This is a genomic window from Micromonospora sp. C81, assembly GCF_018070425.1.
Classification (GTDB): Bacteria; Actinomycetota; Actinomycetes; order Mycobacteriales; family Micromonosporaceae; genus Micromonospora; species Micromonospora zamorensis.
The window spans coordinates 163,643-178,157 of sequence record NZ_JAGPXS010000004.1; the positions used below are offsets into that span (position 1 = coordinate 163,643).

At 72.3% G+C, this 14,515-nt stretch carries 14 protein-coding genes; 12 read left to right on the plus strand and 2 right to left on the minus strand.

The genetic code is table 11. The features are described from left to right. Positions 1–22: 22 nt before the first annotated feature. Positions 23–484: a GNAT family N-acetyltransferase gene (locus KBX46_RS09540; protein WP_099851152.1), complete on the plus strand. Its 462-nt coding sequence runs from the start codon at positions 23–25 to the stop codon at positions 482–484. A gap of 200 nt (positions 485–684) precedes the next feature. On the opposite strand, the gene rpmB is transcribed toward KBX46_RS09540, so the two are convergent. Then, a complete protein-coding gene (gene rpmB, locus KBX46_RS09545; RefSeq protein ID WP_007456456.1) occupies positions 685–876 on the minus strand; it encodes a 50S ribosomal protein L28 in 192 nt (63 codons plus the stop codon). A 288-nt stretch (positions 877–1,164) separates the two neighbouring features. Here rpmB and KBX46_RS09550 point away from each other — a divergent pair, with 288 nt between their 5' ends. Together KBX46_RS09550 and recG are read left to right on the plus strand one after the other, a co-directional pair. Continuing rightward, positions 1,165–2,778 (plus strand): DAK2 domain-containing protein, encoded by a 1,614-nt coding sequence (locus tag KBX46_RS09550; protein WP_210792142.1) that lies wholly within the window; start codon positions 1,165–1,167, stop codon positions 2,776–2,778. After that, positions 2,775–4,973, plus strand: coding sequence for an ATP-dependent DNA helicase RecG (gene recG / locus KBX46_RS09555; RefSeq protein WP_210792143.1), 2,199 nt, complete (start codon positions 2,775–2,777; stop codon positions 4,971–4,973). The genes KBX46_RS09550 and recG overlap by 4 nt, the downstream gene beginning before the upstream one ends. A 107-nt stretch (positions 4,974–5,080) precedes the next feature. Here recG and KBX46_RS09560 read toward each other — a convergent pair whose 3' ends face one another. Beyond that, positions 5,081–6,085 (minus strand): LPXTG cell wall anchor domain-containing protein, encoded by a 1,005-nt coding sequence (locus KBX46_RS09560; protein ID WP_210792144.1) that lies wholly within the window; start codon positions 6,083–6,085, stop codon positions 5,081–5,083. Positions 6,086–6,536: 451 nt separating this feature from the next. Between KBX46_RS09560 and rsmD the strand changes: the two genes are divergently transcribed. From rsmD to KBX46_RS09605, 9 genes are all read left to right on the plus strand, one after another. Continuing rightward, on the plus strand, positions 6,537–7,100 hold the full coding sequence (gene rsmD, locus KBX46_RS09565) for a 16S rRNA (guanine(966)-N(2))-methyltransferase RsmD (RefSeq protein ID WP_088946594.1): 564 nt from the start codon (positions 6,537–6,539) through the stop codon (positions 7,098–7,100). Beyond that, positions 7,097–7,579, plus strand: coding sequence for a pantetheine-phosphate adenylyltransferase (coaD, locus tag KBX46_RS09570; RefSeq protein ID WP_088946595.1), 483 nt, complete (start codon positions 7,097–7,099; stop codon positions 7,577–7,579). Before rsmD ends, coaD begins: the two co-directional genes overlap by 4 nt. Before the next feature lie 226 nt (positions 7,580–7,805). Continuing rightward, positions 7,806–8,303, plus strand: coding sequence for a hypothetical protein (locus KBX46_RS09575; protein WP_099851159.1), 498 nt, complete (start codon positions 7,806–7,808; stop codon positions 8,301–8,303). 109 nt (positions 8,304–8,412) lie between these two features. Beyond that, positions 8,413–8,976 (plus strand): DUF177 domain-containing protein, encoded by a 564-nt coding sequence (locus KBX46_RS09580; protein ID WP_088946597.1) that lies wholly within the window; start codon positions 8,413–8,415, stop codon positions 8,974–8,976. Between the two features lie 5 nt (positions 8,977–8,981). Continuing rightward, positions 8,982–9,155, plus strand: a complete 174-nt coding sequence (rpmF, locus tag KBX46_RS09585) for a 50S ribosomal protein L32 (RefSeq protein ID WP_030335284.1) — start codon at positions 8,982–8,984, stop codon at positions 9,153–9,155. A gap of 111 nt (positions 9,156–9,266) precedes the next feature. Next, positions 9,267–10,253: a hypothetical protein gene (locus tag KBX46_RS09590; protein WP_088946598.1), complete on the plus strand. Its 987-nt coding sequence runs from the start codon at positions 9,267–9,269 to the stop codon at positions 10,251–10,253. After that, entirely contained in the window at positions 10,250–11,170 is a 921-nt protein-coding gene (gene rnc / locus KBX46_RS09595) for a ribonuclease III (protein ID WP_374224952.1), read from the plus strand. The genes KBX46_RS09590 and rnc overlap by 4 nt, the downstream gene beginning before the upstream one ends. Beyond that, positions 11,163–12,020 (plus strand): bifunctional DNA-formamidopyrimidine glycosylase/DNA-(apurinic or apyrimidinic site) lyase, encoded by an 858-nt coding sequence (gene mutM, locus KBX46_RS09600; RefSeq protein ID WP_210792145.1) that lies wholly within the window; start codon positions 11,163–11,165, stop codon positions 12,018–12,020. Before rnc ends, mutM begins: the two co-directional genes overlap by 8 nt. A gap of 221 nt (positions 12,021–12,241) precedes the next feature. Next, positions 12,242–14,461 carry an MMPL family transporter gene (locus KBX46_RS09605; protein WP_210792146.1) on the plus strand — a complete coding sequence of 740 codons (2,220 nt, stop codon included), beginning with the start codon at positions 12,242–12,244 and terminating at the stop codon, positions 14,459–14,461. Positions 14,462–14,515: the final 54 nt, after the last annotated feature.

Consider the following 14,515-nt stretch of genomic DNA (forward strand, 5'->3'; position numbering starts at 1 on the left):
GGCCCGCCGTACCCTGGACACCGTGAGTGAGATCGAGATCCGGACGGTGCGGTTCGACGCACCGGTGGCACAGCAGTTGATCCAAGCCGCACTGGCCGACCTCGGCGCCCGCTACGGCGGCACCGGCGACGACACCCCGGTGGACGCGACCGAGTTCGAGCCGCCGGATGGCGCGTTCCTGGTCGCCTACCTGGCCGGCGAACCGGTCGGGTGCGGTGGCTGGCGCAGCCACGGCGCGGACACCGCGGAGCTGAAGCGGATGTACACGGCCCCGGCTGCGCGTGGGCGGGGCGTGGCCCGCACGGTGTTGGCGGCCGTCGAGCGCTCGGCCCGGGAGCAGGGCCGTAAGCGGGTGGTCCTGGAGTGCGGGGACAAGCAGCCCGAGGCGATCGCAATGTACAGCTCCGCCGGTTACGAGCGGATTCCGAACTTCGGCTTCTACAAGGACGCGGAGGGCTGCGTCTCCTTCGGCCGCACCCTCTGACTCCGTTGCGGTGATCGACTCGGGTTTCTTGAACTCGGGCTGTCCCCAGCGCCGGACACCCCGACTCCCGGAAAACCGAGTCGATCAAGGCGGCACGCCACAGCTCAAGCAGCACAGCTCAGGCGGCGACCGGACGCGACAGAGCCGGCGGACCTCAGGGTCCGCCGGCTCCGCCGTACGAGAAGGTGGGTGCTACCGCGTCAGGCGCGGGTGACCTTGCCGGCCTTGATGCACGAGGTGCAGACCTGCAACTTCTTGGTGTTGCCGCCACCGGCCGGGGTACGCACCGACTGGATGTTCGGGTTCCAGCGGCGGTTGGTCCGCCGGTGCGAGTGGGACACGTTGTGGCCGAAGCCCGGTCCCTTGCCACAGACGTCGCACACGCTAGCCACGGGATACTCCTGGGATTGATACGTTCATGGGGTCGCCGGCAGGTGCTGCCCGGGCAACCTGGTCAGGTTACCCGATGACTCGCCGACCCGGCCAACCGGCCCGGTCCGGCGCTCGCCCGTGCCCCGGCTTGTGCCTGGTCGTGGGCCCGCCCGCCCGTGGGTGGGACCGGCCCGGCGGCAAGGGTACCGGAGGAGTTTGCCCGTGTTACGGCCACCGCCGGAGCGGGGCGCGGGGGACACGCGGGACGAGTCCGACGCGTGTCGGTGCGCGCCAGTAGGCTTCTGGCCGTGCTGGACACCCTCGACGCCGCCGCGGTCCGCCGCTGGTGTGCGAGCGGGTTGGCCGCGCTCAAGCGTCACCAGGGCGAGATCGACCAGCTCAACGTCTACCCGGTGCCCGACGGCGACACCGGCACCAACCTGGTGCTCACCCTCACCTCGGCCCAGCAGGCTCTCGCCATGAACCTGGACACCCTCCCCGACAGCGGGCCGACCGCGCACGGGCACGCGTTGCGGCTGATGGCGCAGGGCGCGCTGCTCGGCGCGCGGGGCAACTCCGGGGTGATCCTCTCGCAGATCCTGCGGGGGTTCGCCGACGAGGTCGCCGGGGTGCCGGCGGTGCGCGGTCGGGAGTTGGCCGCCGCGCTGCGCTCCGGCTCCGCCGCGGCGTACACCGCGGTTGCCCGGCCGGTCGAGGGCACGGTGCTCACGGTGGTCGCAGCGGCGGCCACGGGCGCCGAACGGGCGGACAGCGACGACCTGCCGGCGGTGGTCCGCGCCGCAGCCCGGGCCGCTGCCGAGGCGCTCTCCCACACCCCGGAGCAACTGCCGGCGCTGGCCCGCGCGGGCGTGGTCGACGCGGGTGGCCGAGGGCTGTGCGTGCTGCTCGATGCCCTGGTCGCGGTGCTCACCGGGGAGAGCACCCCTCAGCCCGCGCCGACGCCGCGCTCCGCCCGCCCGGCGGCCACCGTCGCCCGGGAGACCGGTTCCGACGAGTACGCGTACGAGGTGCAGTTCCTGCTCGACGCCGGGGGGGAGGCGGTCGACGGGTTGCGACGGGCGCTGGACGCGCTGGGGGATTCGCTGGTCATCGTCGGCGACGGGCGTGAGCCCGAGGGCACCTGGAACGTGCACGTGCACGTCAACGACGTGGGCGCAGCGGTCGAGGCGGGGGTCGCCGCCGGTCGCCCGTACCGGATCTCGGTGACCCGCTTCGCCGACCAGCCGGAGCCGCCCTCGGGCCCCGTGACGGCCGGGCGGGCCGCGGTGGTGGTCGCCACCGGCGGAGGCATCGCCGAGTTGTTCGCCGCCGAGGGCGCCACAGTGGTGCCGGGCAACCCGTCCACGGGTGAGCTGCTGGACGCCGTGCGCAGCACCGGCGCGGCCCGGGTGGTGGTGCTGCCCAACGACGCCAACACCGAGGCGGTGGCGAGCGCGGCGGCCCGCGAGGCCCATCGGCACGGCATCAAAGTCAGCGTGGTGCCGACCCGATCGCCCGTGCAGGCGCTGGCCGCCCTCGCGGTCCGCGACGGCGACCGCCGCTTCGAGGACGACGTGATCGCGATGGCCGAGGCGGCCGGCGCCTGCCGCTACGCCGAGGTCTGCCACGCCAGCCGGGAGGCGCTGACCGTCGCCGGCCCGTGCCGTCCCGGCGACGTGCTCGCGCTGGTCGAGGGGGAGGTGCACCTCATCGGCACCGACCTCACCGACACCTGCGCCGCCGTGGTCGACCGGATGCTCGGCGGCGGTGGCGAGATGGTCACCCTGCTGGCCGGGGCAGACGCCCCGGCCGGGCTCACCGATGCCGTCCGCGCGCACGTCGCGAGACGCTGGCCGTTCGTCGAGGTGCACGCGTACCCGGGGGGCCAGCCGTTTTATCCGCTCCTGGTAGGGATCGAATGAGCGAACCAGCCACGGTGGACACTGCGCTGAAGAAGCTGGTCGGGGACAAGACGGCCAAGGCGCTGGCCACGCACCTCGACCTGCACACCGCGGGTGACCTGGTCTACCACTTCCCTCGTCGTTACGACGAGCGCGGCGAGCACACCGACATCCGCTCGCTGGACGTCGGCGAGCAGGTCACCGTGCTGGCCCAGGTGCAGCGCACCGCGGTGCGCCCGATGCGGCAGCGGCGGGGCAACCTGCTGGAGGTGACCGTCGGCGACGGCTCCGGCGGGGTGCTGACACTGACCTTCTTCGGCAACCAGGCATGGCGCGAACGGGAGCTGCGCCCCGGCCGGTGGGGGCTGTTCGCCGGCAAGGTCACCGAGTTCCGGGGCAAACGGCAGCTCAACGGCCCGGAGTACGTCCTGCTCGGCGAGGGTGGCGACGGCGAGGCGGCGGTCAGCGACGAGATCGAGGAGTTCGCTGGCGCGCTGATCCCGGTCTACCCGGCCGCCGCGGCCGTGCCGACCTGGGTGATCGCGCGCTGCGTGCGAGTCGTCCTGGACACGTTCACCCCGCCGGACGATCCGCTGCCGGGCACCGTGCGCGCCAGCCGCAAGCTGGTCGGGTTGGGCACCGCGTTGACCGAGATCCACCGTCCGTCCAGCAAGGAGGAACTGCACCGGGCGCGGCGGCGGCTCAAGTGGGACGAGGCGTTCGCCGTCCAGCTGACCCTTGTACAGCGCAAACACCGGGCAGCCGACTGGCCGGCGCGACCCCGCCCGGCACGGTCAGGTGGGCTGCTGGACGCCTTCGACGCCCGACTGCCGTACGAGCTGACCGCCGGTCAGCGCGACGTCGGTGTGGAGATCGCCGCCGATCTGGCCGCGCCGCACCCGATGCACCGGTTGTTGCAGGGCGAGGTCGGCTCGGGCAAGACAGTGGTGGCGCTGCGGGCGATGCTCCAGGTGGTCGACGCGGGCGGGCAGGCCGCGCTGCTGGCGCCCACCGAGGTGCTGGCCGCCCAGCACTACCGCGGCATGCTCGACCTGCTCGGGCCGCTCGGGCGGGCCGGCGAGCTGGGTTCCGCCGAGCACGCCACCCGGGTCGAGCTGGTCACTGGCTCGCTGGGCGCTGCCGCCCGACGGCGGGCCCTCGGTGAGGTCGCCAGCGGCGCCGCCGGCATCGTGCTCGGCACCCACGCCCTGCTCTACGAGGGGGTCGACTTCGCCGATCTCGGCCTGGTGGTCGTCGACGAGCAGCACCGCTTCGGTGTGGAGCAACGCGACGCTCTGCGCTCCAAGGCCGACCAGCCGCCGCACGTGCTGGTGATGACGGCCACCCCGATCCCACGCACGGTCGCGATGACCGTCTACGGCGACCTGGAGGTCTCCACCCTCTCCCAGCTGCCCCGGGGCCGGTCGCCGATCGCCTCGCACGTGGTTCCCGCCGCCGAGAAACCGGCCTACCTGGACCGGGCCTGGCGCCGACTGCGCGAGGAGGTCACTGCCGGCCACCAGGCGTACGTGGTGTGCCCGCGCATTGGTGAGGGGCCGGCCAGCGAGGAGGAGCCGCCACCGGTGGACGACAACGGCCGCCGGCCCCCGCTGGCGGTGACCGAGGTGGCCCCGTTGCTGGCCGAGGGGCCGTTGCACGGGCTACGGATCGGGGTGCTGCATGGCCGCCTGCCGGCCGACGAGAAGGACGCGGTGATGCGCTCCTTCGCGGCCGGTGACCTGGACGTGCTGGTGGCGACCACAGTGATCGAGGTCGGCGTGGACGTGCCGAACGCGACCGTGATGATCGTGCTGGACGCCGACCGCTTCGGTGTCTCCCAGCTGCACCAGCTCCGTGGCCGGGTCGGCCGGGGCTCCGCCGCCGGGCTCTGCCTGCTGGTCAGCGAGGCTGCCGAGGGTTCGTCGGCGCGTGAGCGGCTGGACGCCGTGGCGTCCACGAGCGACGGCTTCAAGCTCGCCGAGCTGGATCTGGAGCAGCGCCGCGAGGGTGACGTGCTGGGTGCCACCCAGTCCGGGCACCGCTCACACCTGCGGTTGCTGTCTCTGAAACGCGACACGGAGCTGATCCGCGACGCCCGTGCCGAGGCGATCACCCTGGTCGAGGACGACCCGGAGCTGACCCGCAATCCCGCGCTGGCCGCCTCGGTGGCCGCGCTGGTGGACGAGGACCGCGCGGAATACCTGGAGAAGGGCTGAGGATCGCCCGCTCCGTGATCCCCGGCCCGGCCGGTGATCCTCCGAAACAGACCAAGGGCGCGTCGACCGGGTGGTCGACGCGCCCTCAGTTGTCAGAGCGGGTTGTCTCAGGCGGTGAAGCGCACCCGACGACGACGCGCCATCACGAACAGGCCAGCACCGGCGGCGAGCAGCACCACGGCGCCCGCGATGATCCCGCCGGTCGCGGCACCGGTCAGGGGCAGGGTCGGCTCGTCCTTGCCGCCACCCTGACCCGGGTTGCACTCGGCCGGCTTGACCCACTTCACGGCCTCGGAGGCGTCGCCCTCCTCACCGTCGATGCTCGGAGTGACGGTCAGCCCCTCGTACGCCTCGAAGGAGACCTCGGTCTTCTTGCCCGGGACCAGCTCGAGCTTCTTGACGACCTTCTTCTCGGAGGTGAGCACCAGAGTCTCGGTGATGCCGTCCGCCGGGTTGTCGGCGGTGACGACGAGTGCGTCACAGTCGAAGATGATCTCGAACACCGGGGCGTTGGGCTCCTCCGGCACCAGCGGGCCGGTCGGCTCGCTCGGCTGCGGGGTCGGCACCGGGCTGGTCGGGGCCGGCGTGGTCGGGGCCGGGGTCGTCGGCGCGGGGCTGGAGGGCGTCGCGCTCGGCGTCACGCTCGGCGTCGGCGTGGGCTTCGTCGGCGTGGGGGTGGCGGTCGGCGGCGTGGCGGCGCAGTTCTTGCGCACGACAGCGGTGCCGGAGGCGGTGTTGGTGTGCAGCTTGCCGCCGCGCGTCCACTCCGCCGTGACCTTCAGCTCCAGCTTGGCGTCCTTCTTGGTGTACTGCACGCCGACCACGTCGCCCTCGGACGGCTTCGGCAGCGCAGTGTTCGCCGCGATGCCGGTGATGGCGGTGCCGGACGGGGTCCACACCTGCGTGATGGTGCCGGCGAGGTCGCGCTCGCTGTTCACCACCTTCCACTCAACGCGGTAAACGCCCTTCGTGTCCGTCTTGCAGGCGGTGCCGGAGATGGTGGTGTGGTGGGCGAGCGCCGGGGAGGCGACCGTCGCTACGCCGGTGAGGCCGATCAGCGCGCCGGCGGCGATGGCCGCGATGCGCCGGAACGGAGTCTTGGGAGGGTTCACGCAGGCTCCTGGTGAGGGGGTACGGATCGCGTGCGGGAGGGACGGGAGGCGGGACGACCGGGCGGGTCGTCTGCTCACCGGGGTGTCGCGCGACGCGGGGGTGTTCCCGCGCGAAGCGGGGACAGACGGTGACTGTACTGACGGGTCATGAATGAGGGGAGTTCAGATCATTGCCAGAAGGCAATGTAACGAATTCGTGATCTTTGATGTACGGATGGTGTCCAGCTGATCACCGTGGATCTCCGACGTCGATGGCTCCGCAATGGATCTGGAGCGGCTGCGTGTGCCCCGACCAGCCACAGAGCGGCCGCCCGGCTGCGTTCCGGTGGTCACTCCGGCTGGAGCGGCACGCGGTTACGAAACGTGGGAACGCGCCCACGCTGACATGGGTGGTGTCGGTCGTGATCTCCTCCGGCTCGCGTAGCGTCGCGGGCATGAGCAGGAGGAGACCGTGACCCGGATCGTGGCCGGGACGCTCGGCGGCCGGCGGATCGCCGCGCCCCCCGGTGCCGGCACCCGACCCACCTCCGACCGGGTCCGCGAGGCGCTGTTCAGTGCCGTCGAGGCCGAGGTCGACCTCGACGGCGCCCGCTTCGCCGACCTGTACGCCGGCTCCGGCGCGGTCGGGTTGGAGGCGCTCTCCCGCGGGGCCGCGCACGTGCTGCTGGTCGAGTCGGACGCGCGGGCGGCCCGGGTGATCCGGGAGAACGTGGCGGCTCTGCGTGCCGGCCCCGCCGCCCGCCTGGTCACCGGCAAGGTGGCGACGGTGCTGGCCGCCGGTCCGGACGGTGGGCCGTACGACGTGGTCTTCGCCGACCCGCCCTACGCCGTGCCGGACGCGGAGATCACCGCGCTGCTGACCACGCTGGTCGACGGCGACTGGCTGGCGCCGGACGCGCTGGTGGTGGTGGAGCGGTCCCGGCGGACCAGGGAGTTCGACTGGGTGGACGGGATCACCCCGGAGCGCAGTCGCCGTTACGGCGAGACCACCCTTTGGTACGGTCGCCGATCATGAGACGTGCGGTGTGCCCCGGTTCGTTCGACCCGGTCACCAACGGACACCTCGACATCATCGGGCGGGCCAGTCGGCTCTTCGACGAGGTGATCGTCGGTGTGCTGATAAATCAGTCGAAGAGTGGCCTGTTCACCGTCGAGGAGCGGATCGAGATGCTCCGCGAGGTGACCTCGTCGTACGGCAACGTGCGGGTCGAGTCGTTCCGAGGGCTGCTGGTGGACTTCTGTCGGGCCCAGCAGGCGAGCGTGCTGATCAAGGGTCTGCGGGCGGTCAGCGACTTCGACTACGAGTTGCAGATGGCCCAGATGAACATCGGGCTGGCCGGCGTCGAGACGCTCTTCATGCCGACCAACCCGCTCTACTCGTTCCTCTCCTCAAGCCTGGTCAAGGACGTGGCCAAGTGGGGTGGCGACATCTCCGCGCACGTCCCCGACCTGGTCCGTGAGGCCCTTCAGGCCCGGCTCGGCCCCCGCCCCTGACACTCCCCGTCCGGCGGTCCTGCCGCTTCGGTCGCCGTGACGCCCCTTTTGCGGAAAATTGACGCAAGAGTGCGGGCAGGGTGGGCGCGGTGTGACGATGTCGCGACGCGCCGGGTTGGGGTGGATGGGGCCGGTGTGGGGCCGGCACGACATGATTGGTGGCGCGGGGAACGGCCGTAGCCCGCATCATGGAGGTCGGCCGAAGAACGACAGGAGTGAGGTACCGGTGGACCCGCTCGATCGCATCGACGAACTGATCGCCATGGTGGAGCAGGCCCGCTCCGTCCCGATGTCGCGTAACAACTGCATGGTCGACCGGGGTGAGATGATCGCGGTCCTCGACGAGATGCGCGCCGACCTCCCCGCCGACCTGCGTCGCGCCGCCGCTCTCCTGGAGGAGCGCGACAAGATCATGGAGGCCGGCAAGCGCGAGGCGGACCGGATCATCAGCGAGGGTGAGGCAGAACACGCCCGCCTGGTCTCGGTGAACGAGATCACCGTGTCGGCCGAGCACGAGGGTGCCCGGATCATCGCCGAGGCCCGGGCCGAGGCGCAGCGCCTGCGTGAGGAGGTCGACGACTACGTCGACACCGCGCTGGCCAACTTCGAGCAGTTCCTCACCCGGGCGCTGGCCTCGATAGAGCGCGGCCGGGACAAGATGCACGCACTGCGGGAGATCGGCACCTTCGCTGGGGATGAGGCGGAACGCCCGCTACCCTTCTGAGCGGCACCTCACCAGCCGACTTCTCAGGCGGGCGTCGCCCCCGGTTCGACGGTCCGGCGGTCGTCCAGGTAACCTTTTTTGTCGGCCTCTCACCGGCCGGAGTCTGACTATGCCCAAGCACTCGCCATCGACACTCAACCCCAGGTCGCCGTTGGTCCTCGACACGAGGGACCTCCCGCGCCGCCCTGGCGCGTTGCGTGAAGTCCGGCGGGTCGTGCCGGCACCGGCGGACCTCGGTGTGGAGTTGATCGGCGTGCCGGAGGGCGCGGACCTCGACCTCGATCTGAGGTTGCAGTCGGTGTCCGAGGGCGTGCTCGTCTCCGGGACCATCACCGGTCCCGTTCAGGGCGAGTGCGGCCGTTGCCTGCGCGAGATCAACGACTCGATGGGCGTGACGATCCAGGAGCTGTACGCGTACGAGGACAGCACCACGGACGCCACGACCGACGAGGACGAGGTGGGCCGGATGCAGGGCGATCTGATCGACCTGGAGCCGGCGCTGCGGGACGCGTTGGTGCTCACGCTGCCGACCAACCCGCTCTGCCGGGAGGACTGCCCAGGACTGTGCCCTGAATGTGGGGCGCACTGGGACGATCTGCCGGCCGACCACAGTCACCAGCAGATCGACCCGCGTTGGGCGGGCCTGTCGCAAATGACCGTTACAGAGGAGTAAGAACCGTGGCCGTCCCGAAGCGCAAGATGTCGCGCAGCAACACCCGGTCCCGCCGGGCGAACTGGAAGGCGACCGTGGTCGCGACCGTTGCGTGCCCGCAGTGCAAGTCCCCGAAGCTGCCGCACGCCGCCTGCTCCGTCTGCGGCACCTACAACGGCCGCCAGGTTCTCGAGGTCTGACCTGGACGCCGAGTGACGCCCCCGACCCCAGGTCGGGCGGCGCGCGCATCCTGGCATTCGCCCGGTGCCCCGGCTCCCTCCGACGCTCGGCCCACTCCGGCCGGCGTCCCGGTGGAGCCGGGCACCGCGCGGATCGCCGTTGACCTCCTCGGCGGGGACGACGCTCCCGCCGTCGTGGTTGACGGCGCTCTGCGGGCCATGCGCGCCGACCCTGACCTGCACCTGCTCCTCGTCGGCCCGACCGAGGTCGCCGACGGGATGATTGCTGCCCTCGATCCGGCGCAACGTGCCCGGATCACTGTGCGGCCCGTCCGCGATGTCGTCGGTATGGCCGACCACCCCAGTGCCGCCCGCGCGGAGAGCACCGTCCGGGCCGCGGTCACCGCCGTTCGCGACGGCACCGCCGACGCCCTGGTGTCCGCCGGTGCCACCGGTGCCACCGTCACCGCCGCCGTCCTCGGCCTCGGCCGTTGGCCGGAGATCCGCCAACCTGCCCTGGCCGCCACCCTGCCCGCCGTGGCCGGGCCGGTCGTCCTGCTCGACGTCGGCGGCTCCCTCGAACCCCGCCCGGCCACTCTCGCCCGCCACGCCGTGCTCGGCGCCGCGTACGCCGCGGTGGCGCACTCGATCGCCGCGCCGCGGGTCGGCCTGCTCTCGGTCGGCACCGAGGCCGGCAAGGGCGACCGGGTCCGCCGGGCCACCGACCCGTTGCTCGCCGTCGAGCCGCTCCCCGGCGGGGCGCGCTACGTCGGCCTGGTCGAGGGGTACGACGTGGCCCTCGGCGCGCGCGCCGATGTGGTCGTCACCGACGGCTTCACCGGTAACGTGCTGCTCAAGGCCATCGAGGGCGCGTACGCCATGGCTGGCGGCCCTCCCAGCGGGGGCGGCGCGCCCCGCGCGGCCGCCCTGTTGGGCGTCGCGGGGACTGTGGTCGTCTGCCACGGTTCCGCCCGCGCCGACGACGTCGCCTCCGGCATAGCTCTCGCCGCTCACCTGTGGCGGCGGCGCGCCACCGATCTGGTCTCCGCGTTGCTCGACGGCGACGCCGCGACGGACCGCACCGACCGTTCCACCGACACCGAGGTACGCACATCATGAGCAACGACAAGCGGCGGCGGGCGTCCGTCGGTCACCTGGAAGCCGCCTTCGGCGTGAGCCTGGAACCCGAGCTGCTGCAGCGTGCGCTGACCCACCGCTCGTACGCGTACGAGAACGGCGGGTTGCCCACCAACGAGCGGCTGGAGTTCCTCGGCGACTCGGTGCTCGGCGTGGTGATCACCACGGCGCTCTTCCACAACCACCCGGACCTCCCCGAGGGGCAGCTGGCCAAGCTGCGCGCCAGCGTGGTCAACATGAGGGCCCTCGCCGACGTGGCCCGTGGTCTGGGCCCGGACGGCCTCGGCGCGTACCTGCTGCTCGGCAAGGGCGAGGAGACCACCGGCGGCCGGGACAAGGCGAGCATCCTCGCCGACACGCTGGAGGCGCTGCTCGGCGCGATCTACCTCCAGTACGGGTTGGACACCACCGGGATCGTCATCCACCGGCTCTTCGACCCGCTGATGGCCGAGTCGGCCGGCCGGGGCGCCGCCCTGGACTGGAAGACCAGCCTGCAGGAGTTGACGGCGGCGCTCGGGCTCGGCGTCCCGGAGTACCGGATCGAGGGCACCGGCCCGGACCACCTGAAGACGTTCACCGCCTGGGTGGTGGTGGCTGGCAACCGGTACGGCGGCGCCGAGGGGCGCAGCAAGAAGGAGGCCGAGCAGCGGGCCGCCGAGGCCGCCTGGCGGACGCTCGCCGAGCAGAACGGCCAGAACGACGACGGTCAGGACGGGCGGGCCGACGACGGGCGCGAGGACCAGCCGGTCGACCGGGGCGGCTCGGCCGACTCCGACGAGCCGTTCGGGCCGTTGGAGCGCGCCGAGCGGGCGGCCCAGGCCGAGCAGGCCGACCACCTGGCGCATGCACTGCCGGCCGGGGGTGCCGACGGCCACGAGACGGGGTCACGGGGTGCCTGAGCTGCCCGAGGTGGAGACCGTCCGGCAAGGGCTGGCCCAGTGGGTCGTCGGCCGCCGGATCACCTCGGTCGAGGTCCGTCACCCGCGTGCGGTCCGTCGGCACATCCCGGGTGACGTGCACTTCGCCGACGTGCTCGCCGGCCGGACGGTGCTCGACGCCCGCCGTCGCGGCAAGTACCTGTGGCTGCCACTGGACAGCGGCGACGCCATCATCGGGCACCTCGGGATGTCCGGCCAGATGCTGCTCCAGCCACCCGGCACCACCGACGAGACCCACCTGCGGGTCCGGTTCCGGTTCGCCGACGACGGGCCGGAGCTGCGCTTCGTCGACCAGCGCACGTTCGGCGGGCTCTCGGTGAGCGAGGGCGGCGCCGAGCTGCCCGACGAGATCGCGCACATCGCCCGCGACCCGATGGACCCGGAGTTCTCCGACGCGGAGTTCGTCGCCGCGCTGCGCCGCCGGCACACCGAGGTGAAGCGGGCCCTGCTCGACCAGACCCTGATCTCCGGGGTGGGCAACATCTACGCCGACGAGGCGCTCTGGCGCGCTGGGCTGCACGGCTCCCGACCCACCGACGCGCTGACCGGCCCTGCCGCGCAACGCCTGCTCGGCCACGTCCGCGACGTGCTCGGCGAGGCGATCACACAGGGCGGCACCAGCTTCGACGCCCTCTACGTCAACGTCAACGGCGAGAGCGGCTACTTCGACCGGGCGCTGAACGCGTACGGCCGCGAGGGTGAGCCGTGCCGGCGGTGCGGCGCACCGATCCGACGCGAGGCGTTCATGAACCGGTCCTCGTACAGCTGCCCGCACTGCCAGCCACGGCCCCGGGGTTCCCTTCGGGGATGACCCGGAGCCGACTCCGGGGTGGTGCCGGCGGGTCGCGGCCGGCCGCTCCGGGCTGGACCCTGGCGTACGTCCCGATAGCGGGCTGACGCCCGCCGAACCGACCCCCGCGCGCCCTGCGGTGATTCCGGGGTGCGCCGGGGCCGATCCCCGATGTGACCGCCTCGTCACGCACCTAACGTCAGCACCGATCACTGGGGGGCTGACGTGACAGGGGAGTCGGAATGAGGAAAAGACCGGTGACGGTGCGGCTGGCGCGGTGGAGCGCCGAGCACCCGTGGCGGGCGCTCGCGATGTGGGCGGTGTTCGTGGCGGTGTGCTTCGTCGGCGGCAGCGCCGCCGGTCTCAACGAGGCCACCAGCGGCGACCAGGCGATCGGCGAGACGGGGCGGGCCGGCCTGATCGTGGACGCCGCTGACTTCGACGACCCGGCCGTGGACAACGTCCTCATCACCTCCCGGGGCGGTGCGCTGGACGAGGCGGCGGCCCGGGCGGCGGCCGACGACGCGGCGGCCCGGCTGCGCACTGTCGTCGGGGTCGCCTCGGTGGGCCAGCCGGTCACCGCCCGGGACGGCTCGGCGCTGCTGCTGCCGATCACGATGTCCGGTGACCCGGAGACGGCCTCGGAACGGGTGCAGCCGTTGCGCGACGCCACCGCCGGCGTGCAGGCCGAGCACCCGCAGTTGCGCGTCGAGCAGGTCGGCGGGCCGTCGATCGGCCAGGCCCTCGACGACACCCTGGGCAAGGACTTCAAGCGTGCCGAGCTGCTCAGCCTGCCGGTCACCCTGGCGATCCTGATCATCGCGTTCGGGGCGCTGATCGCGGCCAGCGTGCCGGTGCTGCTGGCGCTCTCCTCGGTCGCCGCCGCGATGGGTCTGTCCACTCTCGCCTCACACCTGGTGCCGGCCACCGACACCACCGCCCCGGTGATCCTGCTGATCGGCATGGCGGTCGGGGTCGACTACTCGCTGTTCTACATCCGTCGGGAGCGGGAGGAACGTGCCAAGGGCCGATCCGGCCTCGACGCCGTGGAGATCGCCGCGGAGACCTCCGGACACGCGGTGGTGGTCTCCGGCTTCGCGGTGATCATCTCGATGGCCGGGCTGCTGCTCGCCGGCGACGTGGTCTTCTCGTCCCTCGCCGTCGGCTCGATCCTCGTGGTCGCCGTCGCGGTGACCGGCTCGCTGACCGTGCTGCCCGCCCTGCTGGCCAAGCTCGGCCGCTGGGTCGACCGGCCCAGGGTGCCACTGCTCTGGCGGCTGACCGCGCCGCGCACCGGCCGGCACGGCGAGCCCCGCAAGCCCCGGCTCTGGCCCGCGGTGCTCCGGCCCGCGCTACGCGCTCCGGTGGTGACGCTGGTCATCTCGGTCGGATTGCTGCTCGCGCTGGCAGCGCCGGCGCTCGGCATGAAGCTGAAGTTCCCCGGCATGGAGGACCTGCCCCGCACCACGCCGGCCATGCAGGCGTACGACCGGCTCACCGCCGCCTTCCCGAGCACCGGCACCAATCACGTGGTGGCCGTGCGGGCGCCGGCCGAGCAGACCGACCGGGTTCGCGCCGCCCTCACCGAACTGTCCACCCGTGCCGCCGGTGATCCGTTGTTCGCTCCGGTCGAGGCGGACGGTCCGAAGATCGAGGTGTCGGCCGACCGGCGGGTGTCGGTACTGGACGTGGCCACCCCGTACGCCAGTCGGGACGACCGGTCGGTGCAGTCACTGGAGAAGCTGCGCGCGGACCTGGTCCCGGCGGAGCTGCGGGGCATCCCCGGCATCGAGTACGCGGTCGGCGGCAGCGTGGCCGACAGCGAGGACTACGCCGCTCACGTCCGGCAGAAGTTGCCGCTGGTCATGGGCTTTGTGCTGGTGTTGACCTTCCTGGTCATGGTGTTCACCTTCCGGTCGGTGGTGATCGCGGCGAGTTCGATCGCGCTGAACCTGCTCTCCGCCGGCGCCGCGTACGGGCTGCTGGTGCTGATCTTCCAGGGTGAATGGGCCGAGGGTTTGCTCGGTTTCACCTCGATGGGCGCCATCGTGTCCTGGCTGCCGCTGTTCCTCTTCGTGGTGCTCTTCGGCCTCTCGATGGACTACCACGTCTTCGTGGTCAGTCGGATCCGCGAGGGGATCCGGGCGGGGATGCCCAACCGCGACGCGGTGTCCTACGGGATCACCTCCTCGGCCGGGGTGGTGACCAGCGCCGCGATCGTGATGGTCGGGGTCTTCTCGATCTTCGCCACGCTGAGCACGATCGACATGAAGCAGCTCGGCATCGGCCTCGCGGCGGCGATCCTGCTGGACGCCACGATCATCCGGGGCGTGGTGCTGCCGGCACTGATGACCATGCTGGGCGACGCCAACTGGTGGGCCCCGCGCTTCCTGCGCCCGCGTCCGGCGCCCGCGCCGGCCGACCCGCCGGCCCCCGCCCCGGAGCTGGTGCCGGTGCCCTGACCCCATCCGGAAACGGCCCGCGCCGTCCCCGCCCCACCGCTCGCCGTTCTTGCC

Bases quoted from the DNA above. Each gene is read 5' to 3' on its own strand.
- KBX46_RS09605 (WP_210792146.1), top strand. From the start codon at position 12,242: ATGAGGAAAAGACCGGTGACGGTGCGGCTGGCGCGGTGGAGCGCCGAG.
- recG (WP_210792143.1), top strand. From the start codon at position 2,775: ATGAGCGAACCAGCCACGGTGGACACTGCGCTGAAGAAGCTGGTCGGG.
- KBX46_RS09580 (WP_088946597.1), top strand. From the start codon at position 8,413: ATGCCCAAGCACTCGCCATCGACACTCAACCCCAGGTCGCCGTTGGTC.
- coaD (WP_088946595.1), top strand. From the start codon at position 7,097: ATGAGACGTGCGGTGTGCCCCGGTTCGTTCGACCCGGTCACCAACGGA.
- rnc (WP_374224952.1), top strand. From the start codon at position 10,250: ATGAGCAACGACAAGCGGCGGCGGGCGTCCGTCGGTCACCTGGAAGCC.